The sequence below is a fragment of the Microbacterium sp. I2 genome (assembly GCF_051364985.1).
In the GTDB taxonomy this organism is placed as follows: Bacteria; Actinomycetota; Actinomycetes; order Actinomycetales; family Microbacteriaceae; genus Microbacterium.
This window is the reverse complement of sequence record NZ_JBLWIH010000007.1, coordinates 263,003-278,649: the sequence shown is the minus strand read 5'-3', so window position 1 is coordinate 278,649 and position 15,647 is coordinate 263,003. Positions and strand designations below refer to the sequence as shown.

16 protein-coding genes are annotated in these 15,647 nt (G+C 70.0%); 7 read left to right on the top strand and 9 right to left on the bottom strand.

What is annotated here, in order from left to right:
* Positions 1 to 4: 4 nt before the first annotated feature.
* Positions 5 to 349, top strand: a complete 345-nt coding sequence (locus ACLKM7_RS06390; RefSeq protein ID WP_436446316.1) for a tryptophan synthase subunit alpha — start codon at positions 5 to 7, stop codon at positions 347 to 349.
* A gap of 91 nt (positions 350 to 440) precedes the next feature.
* Here the strand turns inward: ACLKM7_RS06390 and trxA are convergent, their stop codons facing one another.
* The 4 genes from trxA to ACLKM7_RS06370 all read right to left on the bottom strand — a co-directional run bounded on the left by trxA (position 441) and on the right by ACLKM7_RS06370 (position 5,739).
* Positions 441 to 764, bottom strand: a complete 324-nt coding sequence (gene trxA, locus ACLKM7_RS06385) for a thioredoxin (protein WP_168913310.1) — start codon at positions 762 to 764, stop codon at positions 441 to 443.
* Positions 765 to 836: 72 nt separating this feature from the next.
* Positions 837 to 1,853, bottom strand: coding sequence for a thioredoxin-disulfide reductase (trxB, locus tag ACLKM7_RS06380; protein ID WP_436446315.1), 1,017 nt, complete (start codon positions 1,851 to 1,853; stop codon positions 837 to 839).
* A gap of 101 nt (positions 1,854 to 1,954) precedes the next feature.
* Positions 1,955 to 3,571 (bottom strand): murein biosynthesis integral membrane protein MurJ, encoded by a 1,617-nt coding sequence (gene murJ / locus ACLKM7_RS06375; RefSeq protein WP_436446314.1) that lies wholly within the window; start codon positions 3,569 to 3,571, stop codon positions 1,955 to 1,957.
* Positions 3,568 to 5,739: a DUF6049 family protein gene (locus ACLKM7_RS06370; protein WP_436446313.1), complete on the bottom strand. Its 2,172-nt coding sequence runs from the start codon at positions 5,737 to 5,739 to the stop codon at positions 3,568 to 3,570. Before ACLKM7_RS06370 ends, murJ begins: the two co-directional genes overlap by 4 nt.
* 115 nt (positions 5,740 to 5,854) lie before the next feature.
* On the opposite strand from ACLKM7_RS06370, the gene ACLKM7_RS06365 reads away from it, so the two are divergent.
* Positions 5,855 to 7,438 carry a DUF7059 domain-containing protein gene (locus ACLKM7_RS06365; RefSeq protein WP_436446312.1) on the top strand — a complete coding sequence of 528 codons (1,584 nt, stop codon included), beginning with the start codon at positions 5,855 to 5,857 and terminating at the stop codon, positions 7,436 to 7,438.
* 38 nt (positions 7,439 to 7,476) lie between these two features.
* Positions 7,477 to 8,904: a CCA tRNA nucleotidyltransferase gene (locus ACLKM7_RS06360; RefSeq protein ID WP_436446311.1), complete on the top strand. Its 1,428-nt coding sequence runs from the start codon at positions 7,477 to 7,479 to the stop codon at positions 8,902 to 8,904.
* 25 nt (positions 8,905 to 8,929) lie between these two features.
* Here ACLKM7_RS06360 and ACLKM7_RS06355 read toward each other — a convergent pair whose 3' ends face one another.
* Positions 8,930 to 9,586 (bottom strand): FMN-dependent NADH-azoreductase, encoded by a 657-nt coding sequence (locus tag ACLKM7_RS06355; protein ID WP_436446470.1) that lies wholly within the window; start codon positions 9,584 to 9,586, stop codon positions 8,930 to 8,932.
* Positions 9,587 to 9,665: 79 nt separating this feature from the next.
* On the opposite strand from ACLKM7_RS06355, the gene ACLKM7_RS06350 reads away from it, so the two are divergent.
* Positions 9,666 to 10,010, top strand: coding sequence for a winged helix-turn-helix transcriptional regulator (locus ACLKM7_RS06350; protein ID WP_168913304.1), 345 nt, complete (start codon positions 9,666 to 9,668; stop codon positions 10,008 to 10,010).
* A gap of 92 nt (positions 10,011 to 10,102) precedes the next feature.
* Here ACLKM7_RS06350 and ACLKM7_RS06345 read toward each other — a convergent pair whose 3' ends face one another.
* From ACLKM7_RS06345 to ACLKM7_RS06330, 4 genes are all read right to left on the bottom strand, one after another.
* Entirely contained in the window at positions 10,103 to 11,137 is a 1,035-nt protein-coding gene (locus ACLKM7_RS06345) for an NAD(P)-dependent alcohol dehydrogenase (protein ID WP_436446310.1), read from the bottom strand.
* 101 nt (positions 11,138 to 11,238) lie between these two features.
* Positions 11,239 to 11,727, bottom strand: a complete 489-nt coding sequence (locus tag ACLKM7_RS06340; protein WP_436446309.1) for an FBP domain-containing protein — start codon at positions 11,725 to 11,727, stop codon at positions 11,239 to 11,241.
* Between the two features lie 232 nt (positions 11,728 to 11,959).
* Positions 11,960 to 13,171: a hypothetical protein gene (locus ACLKM7_RS06335; protein WP_436446469.1), complete on the bottom strand. Its 1,212-nt coding sequence runs from the start codon at positions 13,169 to 13,171 to the stop codon at positions 11,960 to 11,962.
* Between the two features lie 5 nt (positions 13,172 to 13,176).
* A complete protein-coding gene (locus ACLKM7_RS06330) occupies positions 13,177 to 14,217 on the bottom strand; it encodes a hypothetical protein (protein ID WP_436446308.1) in 1,041 nt (346 codons plus the stop codon).
* A gap of 201 nt (positions 14,218 to 14,418) precedes the next feature.
* Between ACLKM7_RS06330 and rpsF the strand changes: the two genes are divergently transcribed.
* From rpsF to rpsR, 3 genes are all read left to right on the top strand, one after another.
* Entirely contained in the window at positions 14,419 to 14,787 is a 369-nt protein-coding gene (gene rpsF / locus ACLKM7_RS06325) for a 30S ribosomal protein S6 (protein WP_019181651.1), read from the top strand.
* A 5-nt stretch (positions 14,788 to 14,792) separates the two neighbouring features.
* Entirely contained in the window at positions 14,793 to 15,311 is a 519-nt protein-coding gene (locus ACLKM7_RS06320; protein ID WP_436446307.1) for a single-stranded DNA-binding protein, read from the top strand.
* Positions 15,312 to 15,382: 71 nt separating this feature from the next.
* Complete coding sequence (gene rpsR / locus ACLKM7_RS06315; protein WP_013584646.1) at positions 15,383 to 15,637, top strand: 30S ribosomal protein S18; 255 nt, start codon at positions 15,383 to 15,385, stop codon at positions 15,635 to 15,637.
* The last annotated feature ends 10 nt before the right edge of the window (positions 15,638 to 15,647 follow it).

Below are 15,647 nucleotides of genomic sequence, written 5' to 3'. Positions count from 1 at the left end.
ATTGGTGGCGAACGACGAGCAGACCAGGCGCCCCCGCGCCAGTCTCGAACTTCTTCGCGCCGAAGCGGCCGATGAACTGTCGGTGCTCGTGACCGAGCGCCTGCGTGCCGGCGAAGACCCGTGGGACTTCATGGAAGACCTGCCGAGTGTCGACGAACTCGTGGTGTTCATGTTGCGCGCCGAGAACATCGCCGAGAACGGCGGTGCTCGCCCGAACGCGTCTCGTCACTACCGGGTGTTGCGGCAGATCGCGCTCGACTATCCGCCGCTCACGCGCGCCGTGTGGCGGCTTCTGGGCGACGCCAACACGCACCGCCGCTGGGATGCGAACGTGCGCGCGGATGCGTAACTGGATGCCGCAACCGGCATGAAACGCGAAAGCCCCGGCCATCGGGCTTTCTCGCTGAGAAGGCACCCGACGCCGGGGCGAAGCGGTCGTCTTACGCGATGTAGGACGCGAGATCCTGCTCGAGGGCGAACTTCGGCTTGGCGCCGATGATGGTCGTCTCGACCTGGCCCTTGTTGAAGACCTTCATCGCCGGAATCGACGTGATCTGGTACTTCATGGCGAGGTCGGGGTTCTCGTCGACGTTCAGCTTGAGCACGGTGATCTTATCGGGGTGCTCGGCCTGGATCTGGTCGAGGATCGGCGAGACCATGCGACACGGTCCGCACCACTCGGCCCAGAAGTCCACCAGCACGGGTCCGTCGGCCTGGATCACGTCCTGCTCGAATGTGGCGGAAGTCGTCGCCTTAGCGGTCATGTATTCGTCTCCTTCGGTGGGAAGCCTGCTTCTTGGCGCAACGTTGCGGCTGCCCGCATTGTTCCGGACGTGCTACGCGGCGTCGGCTTGGTCCGTGTCGGCGCGCCCCTGGTCAGCGCCCGGCAGCCCGTCGATCTCGGCGACGTCGGGGGCGGGCGCGCCCGCCTCGCCGAGCGCGGCGAGGTAGTGCTCGACGTCGAGGGCCGCCACGGTACCGCTGCCGGCGGCGGTCACGGCCTGACGGTAGGTCGGGTCGATCACATCGCCCGCGGCGAAGACGCCGGGCAGCGAGGTGCGTGAGGAGCGGCCGTCGACCCAGACCGTTCCCTCGGGCGTCAGGTCGAGCTTGCCGTGGACGAGGTGCGTGCGCGGGTCGTTGCCGATCGCGACGAAGACGCCGTCCAGCGCCAGTTCCGAACGGGTGCCGTCGACGGTGGACTCGAGCACGACGCCGGTGACGGCGTCGTCGCCGATGATGTCGACGACCGCGCTGTTCCAGACGAACTCGATCTTGTCGTTCTTGAACGCACGATCCTGCATGATCTTCGACGCGCGCAGCTCGTCACGACGGTGGATGATGTACACCTTCGAGGCGAACTTGGTGAGGAAGGTCGCCTCTTCCATCGCGGAGTCGCCGCCGCCGACGACGGCGATGACCTTCTCGCGGAAGAAGAACCCGTCGCACGTGGCGCAGTACGACACTCCGCGGCCCGAAAGGCGCGCCTCGCCGTCGATGCCGATCTTGCGCGGCGCCGAGCCGGTGGCGAAGACGATCGAGTCGGCTTCGTGGCTGCCGCCGCTGCCGAGCGTGATCTTCTTGACCGGTCCGGCGACGTCCAGATCGACGACGTCGTCGTAGAGCACCTCGGCGCCGAAGCGCTCCGCCTGCTGCTGCATCTTGGCCATGAGATCCGGCCCCTGGATACCCTCCGGGAAGCCCGGGAAGTTCTCCACGTCGGTCGTGTTCATGAGCTCACCGCCGGCTTCGACCGAGCTGGCGACCACGAGGGGATTCAGATTCGCGCGTGCCGCATAGATGGCGGCGGTGTAGCCCGCCGGCCCCGACCCGATGATGATGACCTGACGCACGAGCGCCCCTTTCGCATGGTTCGTGTGCTTCAACACATCGTAACCGCGGGCCATTCCATCGGCCCGCGGCGCTTCCACGAGGTGAGAAACGGATGCCTCGGCTACGCCCGCCCGCCCGGCAGCATCCGCCGCACCAGCTGCGTCGCCGTGGTGAGCTCGGGAGCGCGCAGCAGCGCGAGGAAGGCGACGTACACGACGAGCGCCACGAGTCCGATGATGGCGGCTCCGACCGCGCCGAGAAGAGGCCCCGACGTGGTCCAGCCGTCGCTGCCGCCCAGCAGCACGAACGTGAGCCATCCGGCGCCTGCCGCGGGCACGCCGGCGATCGCGAACCGGCCGAGCGCCAGCATCCATGATCCGACTCCGATGTCGCCGCGAAGTCGGCGCAGCAGCCACGTCGCGACGATCACCTGGACGACCGTGGCGAATGACTGACCGAGGGCGACGGCGGCGGCCAGCTGCCCTGGGGGAAGGAGGCCGGCATCCAGCGCCCATTCCGCTCCCCACGCCGTCGCCACCACCAGCACGCACTGCAGCAGTGTGAAGAAGAACGGCGTGCGGGTGTCGTCGTAGACGTAGAACGTGCGCTGCACGACGAACAGCACCGCGAGGGGGATCAGGCTGATGAGGTAGCAGAGCAGCACTCCCGATGCCGCCACCGCCTCGGATGAACTGTTGGTGAAGATGCGCGATGCCGGCACGGCCGCGACGGCGAGGGCGGCGGTGGCGGCCACGACGAAGATCCCGAGGGTGCGGATGCTGCGCCCGATGTCGCCACGGACCTCGTCGTGCCGCCCCGCTGCGGCGTGCTCGCTGAGTTGCGTGAAGTAAGGCGTGCCGATCGACAGCACGATGATCGAGTACGGGAGCATGAACAGCAGCCACGCGTTCTGCGAGGCGAAGAAGCCGGGGTCGCCCTCGGCGATGTGCGAGAGCGCCTGCGACTGCACGAGTCCGGCGAGCTGCCCGGCGACGACCATGAGGAACGTCCAGCCGGCGAGCCGCCCGATCTGGCCGAGGCCGACACCCCGCCACCGGAAGTCCGGGCGCACGTGCAGCCCTGTCCGGCGCCAGAAGGCGAACAGGATGCCGGCCTGCACGACGATCCCGAGCGTCGCCGTGCCGGCGAGCACCGCGATCATCTCGGACGTCCAGGCGGTGTCGGCCGTGCCGGAGCCGAAGAGCCAGATGAAGACCAGGAAGCCGGCGATCGAGACGAGGTTGTTGACGATCGGCGCCCACGTGTACGGCCCGTACACGCGCCGCGCGTTGAGCGACTCGCCGACGAGGGCGAACAGGCCGTAGAAGAGGATCTGCGGCAGGCACCAGTAGGCGAAGGCCGTCGCCAGCGCCTGGAGTTCGGGCGGATACTCGGGCGCGTACAGTGCCACCAGCCACGGGGCCGCGAGCGTCGCGAGCACCGTCGTCACCAGCAGCACCACCGTGCCGAGGGTGAAGAGCTTCGAGACGAACGCGCGGCCGCCGTCGTCGTGGGCGGCCGCCTTGACGATCTGCGGCACCACGACGGCGCTGAGCAGGCCCGTGGAGATGATCGCGTAGATGTTGTTGGGCAGCTGGTTCGCGACGGCGAAGGCGTTGCCCGCGCCGGCGAACGCCCCGACCGCCGACACCAGCACGACGGTCCGGAGGAAGCCCGTCAGCCGCGAGACGACCGTGCCGGCGCCGATCAGGACGCTTGCCCGCCCGATGCCGCTCACCGTTCCGGCTCCTCATCGCCACGCCGCCGTCGACGGCGCACCCGCAGCACCGTGCGCACCACGCCGATGACCAGCAGCCCGCCCACGATCACCGCGAGCACCGCGATGCCCGCCGCCTCCCACTCGGCCCACACGTTCACCTCGACGGTCTGCGGCGGCCCGATCGCGACGAACGCGGGGCTGCGCAGCTGCAGCGCGAGCGTCACCTCACCGCTCCCGACGCGTGCCTGAACGGGCACTTCGACACGCGTGTTGCTCTGCGGGGTCGCAACGACGGGGGTTTCGCTCTGCACGTCGAGCCGCAGGTTGCCGGGCGTCGTGTACAGCACGAGGTTGACCGGGTAATCCAGATCGTTCCGCACCCAGAACCGCAGCGACGCACTCGCGCCGTATAGATCGCCCGCGCTGGCGGGCAGCAGGGCGACCGAGCCGAGAGTCTCGGTCGTGGCGGCATGGTGCTCGGCCAGGGCGGTCGGCCACGCGGGGTCGGCGACCCACGCGACGCCGAGCAGCTGCAGGATCTCGGCGCGCTCGGGCCCGGTGAGCATCGACGGGTCGTCGAGGATCGTTGCGAACCGCGAGAGCTCGCTCTCCCGCGTGAGGAGAGCGGATGCTGCCGCAGCACGCTCTTCCTGCGGCTCGATGTCGCGCAGCTCGACGTCGCCGGGTTCGGCGGCCATAACCGCGGTCAGCGATCTCGGCACGACACCCGGCGCTGTGGACGCGGTGTCGATCGCAGTGCTCAGGCCTATGCGGTCGCGGTCTGCGCTGCGCCCCAGCGAGACCAGCAGCGGGCCATCGGTCTCGGCCGTCGCGAACGCGAGGAAGGCGGTCGCGGCGGTGAGGGAGGCGCCGCGCAGCCAGGATTTCTCGCGGACCGATGCCTCCTGCAGCTGCTGCGAGATGTCGGCGTCGAACAAGAGTACGGGGGACTCTCCCGCCCGGCCGTACGCGGGAACCGTGCGTCCGTCGGCGCCCGCGGTGGTCGAGCTCGAAGGGATGACGGTCAGCCCGGCTCCGTCGTCGGAGGTGAGGCTGCCGAGCGTGGCGACGACGTCGCGCGTCGCGGTCCCGTCGGCCGGCCAATACACGCCTTCGCGGGTCGCATCGCCGATCGAGAGCAGCTGCAGCAGATCGGGGAGGCTCGGCTGCTCCGTCCCGGTGTCGGGGGTGGGCGTCACGGTCGGGGACGGTGTCGGGCTCGGTGACGGGTCGGGGGCCGCGAAGTTCGCGGGGTCGATGTAGGCGGTCAACGACGACGGCGACAGCGGCCGGGTCAGGCCGGCTTGCAGCTGGGGCGTGACGTCGGCGTCGCCGAACTGCAGCGCGAAGCGCGAGTTGGGAAGCGCCTCGAGCCGATCGAGCCAATCGACGGCCGTCGCCGGCGCCGACGACCCGAGCACGCGGATCGAGGCGGGGATCGCCGGGTCGACGGCGAGGATGGCTGCCGTGCCGTCGACGCCGTCGAGCTGGCCGATGAGGCCGCCGCCCGGGCCGGTCAGCACCTCGAGTTCGTCGGCGGTCAGAAGTCCCTCGGTGAGCGTGCCGGCGGTGATCGGCACGACGACGCCGAGACCGACCTCGCGGCCATCGTCGGCGGGCACGATCATCGCGCTCGTCGCGGTGACGACGCCGGACTCCGTCGCGTATGACGCGGCGAGCGGGTACACGCCGGGAGCGCGGCCCGCGAGCGCCGGAGCGTCGGCCGCGAGTCCCACGCTCGTGACCTCCTCCGAGCTCGGGGCCACCGGCTCCAGCGCGGCGGTCGCGACCGGGTCGACGGCGACGCCGTCGGTCTCGCCATCGAGCCACGCGGTCAGCGCCTGACGGTCGGGCAGCGGGGCCGGACCCAGCGACAGGGTCACCTCAGCGCCCGGGAGCCCGGCATCCGTCCCGTTCTGCAGCGTGATCGAGGCCGTGAGCGACTCACCGGGCCGCACGATGCCGTTGGCGACCGGCGAGAGCGTGAACACCGTCGTGCCCGGGGTCACGGGCGGCGTCGCGGTGGGGGTCGGCGTCGGATCCGGCGAGGGCGACGCGACCGCCGCCGGGATCGTGAGGGGAGCAAGCAGTGCCACCAGGGCGACCGCACTCGCGGCGATGCCCGCGATGAGGCGCGGCGCCCGGAGCCGGGCACGGCGCCGGGCGGGGGTTCCCGGTGTGGTCACGATCATCCTGTCGGGGGTTCGCTCCTGTGCGATGGCCTGACCGCACGATCGAGTGCGATTCTACGGTCCGACGCTCCGAGCCCCCCGAACATCACCGGCGCGGTTGAATGGTTCCGTGCTCCCCGAACCGGATCCGGCCCTGTGCCGTGCGCTCGCCGCCGACCTCCGAGACGCCGGATTCTCGGCCGAGGCCGTGCGCGCCGCGTGGGGCGATGCCGCCGATGACGCGATCGCGCGCGGATTGCGCTCACCGGCCGATCGCGCCCTGGGTTCTCGCGACGACCCGCTGGCTGTGCTGTGCAGGCTTCTCGTGCTCGGGATGCCGCAGGCGGAGTCATCCGCCGACCGCGCTCTCACACGCACCCGCGCCGCCGGCCTGGCGGGTCTCGGGCTCGTCGACGTCGCCGGCGGCATCGTGCGTCCGCTTACGGTGGTGCGGCCGCAGTCCTTCACCGTCCCCACGCCCCCTCCAGATGCCGCTGGCGCGTCATCCGGAGCCTCCGGGCGCGTGGGCCCAACCCACGGCTCCGGCCAGTGGTGGATCGCGAGCGACCTCGACGAAGCTGCTCTCGGCGGCCCGCTCACCGAGGACCACGTGCTCGGTGTCGGCGGTGCGTCGCTCACGCTTGCGGGTCTGCACCTGCCCACGCCGGCCACGCGTGTGCTGGACGTCGGCGCGGGGTGCGGCATCCAGGCCCTGCGGGCACGGGCGTACGCCGACCACGTCATCGCCACCGACATCTCGGCCCGCGCGCTCGCCTTCACGAGGCTGAACGCGCTGCTGAACGACGTCGACGGCATCGACGTGCGCCTGGGCAGCCTCTTCGAGCCTGTCGCCGGCGAGCAGTTCGACCGCATCGTGTCGAACCCTCCGTTCGTGATCACGCCGCGGGTCGCAGATGTGCCGGCGTATGAGTACCGCGACGGAGGAATGGTCGGCGACGGCGTCGTCGCGGCCTTCGTGACGGAGGTCGGGGCCCACCTCGCGCCGGGCGGGGTCGCGCAGCTGCTCGGCAACTGGGAGACGCGTGACGGTGTCGCGGGGCTGGATCGAGTGCGCGAATGGGTCGCCGCCTCGCCGGTGCCGCTGGACGCCTGGGTCGTCGAGCGCGAGAGCCTGGACCCGCTGTCGTACGCCGAGCTGTGGGTGCGCGACGGCGGCACGCAGGCGGGAACGCCCGGATTCGCCCGGCTCGTCGACGTGTGGCTCGACGACTTCGGATCGCGCGGTGTCACCGAGGTCGGGTTCGGCTACGTGCTGCTGCGCCGTCCGGTCTCGCGCGTGCCGACCCTCGCTCGGTACGAACGGCTGTCGGGATCGACGTCCGGCGGCGACGGCCTCGGCGCGCATCTGGCCGACGCGCTCGCCGCCCACGACCGCCTCGGCGCTCTGGACGACGACCGGGTCGCGGCATCCGTCCTCGTCGTCGCGCCCGACGTCACCGAGAACCGCCACCACCTGCCCGGCGCCGAAGACCCCACCGTGATCGAGTTGCGGCAGGGCGGCGGGTTCGGCCGGGCGCTGGCCGTCGACCCGGGACTGGCGGCCCTGGTCGGAGCATGCGACGGAGACCTGCCTGCCGGCGCGCTCATCGACGCCATCGCGCAGCTGCTCGAGGTAGACGCCGCGGCGCTGCGAGCCGACCTGATCCCCCGCGTGCGGGAGCTGCTGTTCACCGGGTTCCTCCGCTTCGCCTGACCTCGGGCCAGAGGCGACCGCTCGGTAGGCTGGAGTCCATGCTCAACATGGCCGAGGGCGTCGCGCGCCTCGGCGCGCTCGCCGAATCACCCGTCGTCGACACACTCGCTCGCGCGTTCGCCGACGCCGGCTTCGACCTCGCGATCGTCGGCGGACCGGTGCGCGACGCCCTGCTGGGGCGCACCACGAACGACCTCGACTTCACGACCGACGCACGCCCCGACGACATCCTGCGGATCGTCAAGCCCATCTCGAGCGCGCACTGGGACATCGGCCGGGCCTTCGGCACGATCGGCGCCCGCATTCGCGGCGAGCAGGTCGAGATCACCACCTACCGGGCCGACAGCTACGACGGCGTGACGCGCAAGCCCACCGTCGAGTTCGGCGACACCATCGAGGGCGACCTGGTGCGCCGCGACTTCACGGTCAATGCGATGGCCCTGCGCGTGCCCGCGCGCACCCTCGTCGACCCCACGAGCGGCGTGGAGGACCTCGTCCGCACGACGCTGCGCACGCCCGCCGATCCGGCGGTGAGCTTCGGCGACGACCCTCTGCGCATGCTGCGTGCGGCGCGGTTCGCGTCACAGCTCGGCTTCGACGTCGAGCCTGCGACCGTCGAGGCGATGGCCGAACTGCGCGCCACGCTCGAGATCGTGAGCCCCGAGCGGATCCAGGCCGAGCTGGTCAAGCTCCTCGCGACCGACGACCCGGTGCGAGGCATCCGTCTGCTCGTCGAGACCGGCTTGATGCGCGAGTTCCTTCCCGAGGTCCCCGCGCTGCAGCTCGAGATCGACGAGCACCACCACCACAAGGACGTGTACGAGCACTCCCTCACCGTGGTGCGCCAGGCCATCGACCTCGAGAAAGAGCGGAATCCGCGGGCCGCTCCCGACGTCGCGCTGAGGCTCGCGGCGTTGCTGCACGACATCGGGAAGCCCGCGACACGGCGTCTCGAGCCCGGCGGCGGCGTGACCTTCTACCACCACGACATCAAGGGCGCGCGGATGGCGCGCAAGCGGCTGCAGGCGCTGCGCTTCGACTCCGACACGATCGGCTCCGTGACACGCCTGATCGAGCTGCACCTGCGCTTCTTCGGGTACTCCGAGGGGACGTGGACCGACTCGGCCGTCCGCCGTTACGTGCGCGATGCCGGACCCGAGCTCGAGCGCCTGCACATCCTCACCCGCGCCGACGTCACGACCCGCAACGCCAAGAAGGCGGGGCGGCTGGCCCGCGCATACGACGACATCGAGCGCCGGATCGCCGAGCTCGCCGCGCAGGAGGAGCTCAACGCGATGCGTCCCGAGCTCGACGGCAACCGCATCCAGGAGGTGCTGGGCATCGGCCCCGGTCGCGCGGTCGGTGAGGCGTATCGGTTCCTGCTCGACCTGCGCCTGGATGAGGGCGTCATCGGGGCGGATGCCGCCGAGCAGCGCCTGCGGGAATGGTGGGCCGGGCGCGGCTGACCCGCGCCCGGCGCCGAAGGCCGGGTCAGGCGACTCGTCTGCCGCGGGACTCGGCGAGTTCCCGTCCGGACCGCACCGCAGCGGACTCCGCAGCACGCTTGAGTTCGGCCGCGGGCTCGGCGAACGCATCGAGCGCGGGATTCACGCCCACGAGGGTGAAGGCCCGATGGACGACACGAAGGTCGAGACCCCACACGTCCTCCAGCACGCGGCGCAGCCAGCCGGTGGAGTGGTCCCAGCCTTCCTTGGGCGATCCTTCTTCGTAGTTGCCACCGAGCACCGTGACGAGGGTCGCCGGCTTGCCCTGCAGAGCGGTGCCCTGAGGGTCGATGCGCGGGTCGGTGTAGGCCAGGTCGAACCATGTCTTGAAGTGCTGCGAGACACCGTAGTTGTACAGCGGCACCGTGAAGAGGAGCGCGTCAGCGCCGGTGAGCTCATCCGCGAACGTGCGAGACAAGGCGATCGCGTCGCGTTGCGACACGGAGCGCTCCTCCTCGGCCAGGAACCCGCCCTGCACGGCGTCGCGCCACGCGGTGGCGGGCACCGGATCCGACGCGAGGTCGCGATGGAGGACGGTCGACGTGGGATGGGCCGCCTTCCACTCGGTCTCGACGAGGTCGCCGAGTTCGCGGCTGGCGGACGACGCGGGAAGGATGCTCGCGTCGAGGCGGAAGAGGGTCATCTGATCTCCAGTCATATTCTCGTAGTCGCTAAGAAAAGAAGAGCGACTAGCGCGAGACTAGCACGACTACAATGAGGGGGTGGCGGATGAAGAGCGGGCTGGACCCGAATGCGACGAAGCGGTCGCGCTCGCCTTCTCGGTCCTCGGCAAGCGCTGGAACGGCATGATCATCGACGCGCTCAGCGGTGGCCTGCTGTCGTTCGTGACGTTGCGCCGCACGGTCTCCGGCATCAGTGATGCAGTGCTGTCCGACCGTCTCACCGAGCTGGCTGCGGCCCAGCTCGTGACGCGGAACGTGGATCCCGGACCGCCCGTCGCCGTCACGTACGCCCTCACGACCGCGGGCGAGCGCCTGGTGCCGGTGCTTCGAGACCTCGGTCGCTGGGCTGAGGAGAACCTCACCGCGGCTGTCGTCCGCACCTGAGGCTCGCGCGTCGCAGCGACGCGCGAGCGACTCAGACGTCTCGGCTCGGACCCGTCTCGGCATGGCGCTAAGGTGCCGCACGACGGGGGCGCTTAGGGCACGACGACCGCCCTGCCCCGGACATCGCCATGGTGCAGCCTGTCGTATGCCTCGACGGCGTCGTCGATGCTGTACCGCTCGACGTGTACGCTCACCGCCCCGACGCGTGCGAGGTCGAGGACTTCCCTGAGCTCGCTGCGAGAGCCCCAGTACGGTGCCCGCACCGCGGCACCCATGGGCGTCTGGAAGAACCCGGCCGACATCACGCCACCCCCGATACCCACGATGTGCACGAAGCCGTCGACGGCCACCACGGCCTTGGACAGGTCGACGGTGGGCTGCACTCCGGCGAAGTCGAACACGGTCTGAGCCCCGAGCCCGTCGGTGAGCTCGCGAATGCGATCGGCGGCCCCCGCGTCCGACACGACGGTGTGATGTGCACCGACCTCGGACGCGAGTGCGAGCTTCTCTTCGCTGACGTCGACCGCGATCACCTTCGCGGCGCTGATCGCGCGGATGATCTGGATGCCGACGTGCCCGAGTCCGCCCACTCCGATCACCACGGCTGTCGAACCAGGGTAGAGCTTGTGCTCGACGGCCTTGATCGCGTGGTACGGCGTGAGTCCGGCATCCGTCAACGAGACCGTCTCGACGGGATCGAGGTCCCTGAGGGGCACGAGATGCCGTCGATCGTCGACGACGACGTACTCGGCCATCGCTCCCGGCGCGCCGAGTCCCGGAGGCGCGATGCCGAGATCGGCGGCGTACGGACAGTAGTTCTCACGGCCCTCCGAGCACGCGTGACACTGGCCGCAGCCCCACGGTCCGTAGATCGCGTATGCCTGGCCCAGGGCGACGCCCTCGACACCTTCTCCCAGCTTGTCGACGACGCCTGCCCCTTCGTGACCGAGTGTGAGGGGCAGTCCGTAGGTGTACTGCTCCTCGGGCAGGTCCATCAGGAACCAGTCCGAGTGACACAGTCCTGCCGCCGTCACTCGCAGGCGAATCTGCCCCGGACCAGGCTCGGGCGCGTCGATCTCGACGACCTCGGGTCCCGCCCCGATCTTCCGGTACTGCACAGCCTTCATGGCGCGCTCCTTCTGTTCGAAGCCACGCTCTCCAAGGCTGGGGTGCAGCACAAGCCCCTTGCGCCCGTGGTCGCTGAGCCCGCGCCCGGCGACCGATTCCGTCAGTTACCGTCGCGGATGTCTCGTGCGAACCCGTCGGCGTGCGCACGCAGCGCCTCGATCCGGCGCTGCCGTGCCGCCTCGACGTCGAACCCGAGGTAGGCGGGCGGCATCGGCCGGCGCACGTTCGCCGAGCACTCGAACCGCTCGCACAGCATCGTCCCCACGGTGTTGCCGTTGCGACCGGCCTGTCCTCCGCGCCTGGCGCTGAAGAACACGACGTCGTTCGGAAGCGTGACGTCCTCGCACCACGAGCACTGCGCACGTGTGCGCACGCGCTGCTCGGTCTGGCGCAGCAGGATGCCGACCGGCTCATCGTCGACGGGGATGACGATGAAGCCCGCCAACGGCTGCTTCGGGTCGCGCCAGCCGAGGTAGTCGAGGTTCTCCCAGCCCACCTCGGCGAGGGCGGGCAGGACGATGGAGTTGCGCTCGCGCAGCGAGGCGTTGACGAAGGACGACCGGATGTCCTTCTCGGTGAATGCGTGCATGATTCCTTGCTTCACAAAGGGCTCGCCACGGTGGGACGAGAGATCGGATGCCGCGAACCGGCGGTCCGCGGAGGGCTCGGCGGCGTCGCTCATGACGACGCATGCGGCTACCTCCGCTCGGCGCAGAGCGCGCCGACGACCCCCTTACGCCCTGCGGGCGTCGCGAAGCTCAGTGATGGCACGCGACAAGCCTACGCCCGCGACGAACTCGAGCTCCTTGAGTTCTGCCGGGTCAGCGGCTGAAGAACATGCCGAACACCCCGGCCTGCGAGAGGATCCACCACAGGACGACGACGCCCATCACCACGAATGAGATCCAGGGCACGCTGCGCTGGAGGCGGCGTCCCTGCGGCGCGACGCCGGGCGGTGGGCGAAGCGCCGCGAGCGGCGGCGTGAAGGGAACGGTCCCCACGCCCCCCGGGTCGGCGCCGTGTGGCGGGCTCGTCGCGGCATCAGCACTCGCGTCCGTCGGTGCCGAGGCATCCGGCATCGTCAACGCCGCGGCAGCTCGCAGCCGTTCGTCGCGCCACCGCGCCCACTGCGCGAACTTGTCGAGGAGCGCGCCCACGACCGAGAAGAGCCACGCCCAGGTCGCCGGATCGAGCGTCGAGAAGTCGCGCTTGGCGTACAGGAACAACCAGTCGTCGACGATCTCGACATCCAGTGCCGCCGCGTTGTCGATGAAGCGCGCCATGATGTCGGGCGTGAACAAGTACAGCGCGTCCGTCTCATAGCCCTCGGGGCAGTAGAGGGAGAAGAAGCGGTCGAAGTCGCCTTCGAGGCTGAGGCGCTGGTCCTTGTCGAAGGTCGCGGGCAGGTTCGAGCCGAACAGGCCGTTGTTGCCGGTGGCATCCAGCACGATGTGGGGCAGTGGCACGTCGAGCTTGACGGCGACGTACCCCCACGTGTGCGTGCTGCGGTTCTTGCCCGAACCGGTGGTGTAGCGGTAGTTCGCGAACTCCACGAAGCGCGGGCGGTCGCCCCGCACGAGGTCCGACGCCTGGCGTGAACTGCCCAGCGAGAAGATCATCCCCGGCAGCGCGGGGTTCGCGAGCCGCGGAAGGTAGCTCATGCCGTTGGCCCGCGCGAAGCGGTCCAGACGCAGCATGCGGACGTTCGCGGATCGCCGGGCCGTGAGCGTCGCGAAGAGGAGAAGGGCGACGATACCGCCGACGATCACGACCGGGATGAACGCGAACAGGGCGCCGGCGCCGTCGCCCGCGGCCGACGCCGCCACGGCGACGATGGTGCCGACCATCGTGAAGAAGACCGAGACGAACACGATGCCCACCGCCGCGATGACGATGATCCCGACGACGTTCGCGGCCGGCATCCGGCCCGTGCGTCGGAGTTCCTGCGCGAACGTGCGCGCCGCCGCCGGGTCCACCGGCTCGCCGAGGGGTCGCGCGTCGAACGGGTACGCGGCGGCGGCGGGCGGCGGCATCCCGCTCACCGGTTCACCTCGTCGGCGTCCCACTGCAGCGATGCGCCCTCACGGATCCCGAGCGCCTCGAGCCGCGGATCGGTGCACAGCGCGTGCTGCAGCTCGGAGGAACCGGCCACGATCGTGGAGTCCCAGTCCACCTCGCTCACCATGACCCACGCCCGGTCGGCCGGCCACACGATGCTGGGCGACTCCGCGCGCGGCGGGAATCCGTGGTCATCACCGACGCGATCACGCCACGGAACGGTGCGCACCCAGTCCGGATCGGCAAGCTCCGACATCGCGGTGCAGAAGAGGACGAAGTCGCGATTCGGCAGGCTCAGCCGTGGGCCGCGCGAGATCTCTTCCGACAGGATGCCGGGCTGCCATGTCGGCCGGCGGAAGACGTCGTTGAAGACGTCACGGGTCGAGCGGGCCAGGAACTCGAGGTGATGCCCGGCCTGCGCGTCCGCGGCGTCCGGCTCGTTCACAGCGGTGAGGAGTACGCGCGAAGGGCCGTACCCCATCGCGCCCACCAGGCCGCCCCAGCCCTCCCAGAGCGCGACGAAGCCGTCGTCCGGAGTCGTCGTGTGAGCGGCCGCGACGCCGGCCACGGCGCTGAGCGCCGCGGCATCGAGCTGCCCTTCCTGAGGAGCGTCGAACTGCCAGCCGTCGGCAGACTGCGCCTGCTGCCACGCATTCGGGTCCCAGTCCCTGCCGCGGGCGCGCACGAGCGAGCCCCACTGCGCCCCGCCGTGCATCTCGGTGCCGAACGACTGGGCTGCATCGGCCCACCTCGCGGCCGTGGTCTCGATCTCGACCTGACGGCGGACGAAGTCCTCCCATGCACGCCGATTCTTGTCGTGCGGGAGTGGCGGCCATTCCCCCTCGACCGGGCGCGATCGGGTCGTGCCGTGGAAGACGCGCGTATAGAAGGGGAACCCGCGGGGAACCACATCGTGCATCGTCCCCCGCCAGGGGTCGTCGATGCGATCTCTGATCCATGCGCCGGCCGCGACGTCCGCCGTCCACTCCATGACGCCCACGGTACCGGTGACGCTCCGCATGGACCGGGATCCGCCGTCAGGGATGCCCCGAACCTGTGATTCGGCGCGGGCCGGGCCATCCGGTACCATAGGAGGGTTGTCCGCACGCGCCCCGCATCTCACCGATGGGATCAGGGCGCCAGAAGCCGGATGACGTGCACACACACCCTCCTGCTGCCGGGAAATGCCCGACAGCCGTTCTAGTCCGAAGGAGGTGGGTAAGTGACGCACCAGTACGAACTCATGGTCATCCTGAACCCGGAGATCGACGAGCGCCAGGTCGGCCCGAACCTCGACAAGTTCCTGAAGGTCATCACGAATGATGGTGGCTCGATCGACAACGTCGACATCTGGGGCAAGCGCCGTCTTGCTTACGAGATCCAGAAGAAGACCGAAGGCATCTACGCCGTCGTCAACTTCACCGCGTCGAGCGCAGCCACGCAGGAGCTCGACCGTCAGCTGAAGCTCAGCGAGCAGATCATGCGCACCAAGGTGCTCCGCGCCGAAGAGGCGATCGCGATGATCGCGTCCGAGAAGCAGCGTGCCGACGAGCGTGCCGCCCGCAAGACCGCCAAGGCAGCGAAGGCCTAAGGGTCATGGCCGGCGAGACGATCATCACCGTCGTGGGAAACCTCACGGCTGATCCCGAACTGCGATACACGCAGAACGGCCTCCCCGTCGCGAACTTCACGATCGCGTCGACGCCGCGCAACTTCGACCGCCAGGCCAACGAGTGGAAGGACGGCGAAGCGCTGTTCCTCCGCGCGAGCGTGTGGCGCGAGTTCGCCGAGCACGTGGCCGGTTCGCTGACCAAGGGCATGCGGGTCATCGCGACCGGCCGCCTCAAGCAGCGCAGCTACCAGGATCGCGAGGGCAACAACCGCACCGCGATCGAGCTCGAGGTCGACGAGATCGGCCCGTCGCTGCGCTACGCGACCGCTCAGGTCACCCGCGCAGCCGGTGGCGGTGGGGGCGGTGGCGGTGGGGGCGGCGGACAGTCGCGTCCCGCGCAGGTCGCCGACGAGCCGTGGTCGACCCCCGGTTCGGCCAACGCCGGCGGCAACGCCGACGCGTGGGCTGCCCCGGGCGCCTACGGCGACGACACACCCTTCTAAGGGCTGATCTCAGAAGCAGATTCCGGATGCCGAGGCTTCGGCATCCGATCAAGGAAACGTAAGGAAAACCCATGGCTGGAAAGGCAACCGGCGACCGCCGGAAGCCGCGGAAGGGCGCGAAGAACGCCGCCCCCGCGAAGGCGATCCGTGTCGGCGTCATCGACTACAAGGACGTCGCAACTCTTCGCAAGTTCATCTCGGAGCGCGGCAAGATCCGCGCCCGTCGTATCACCGGTGTCTCGGTGCAGGAGCAGCGTCTGATCGCCCGCGCGATCAAGAACGCGCGCGAAATGGCGCTCCTGCCTTACGCCGGCGCTGGCCGCTAAGGAGTACCGA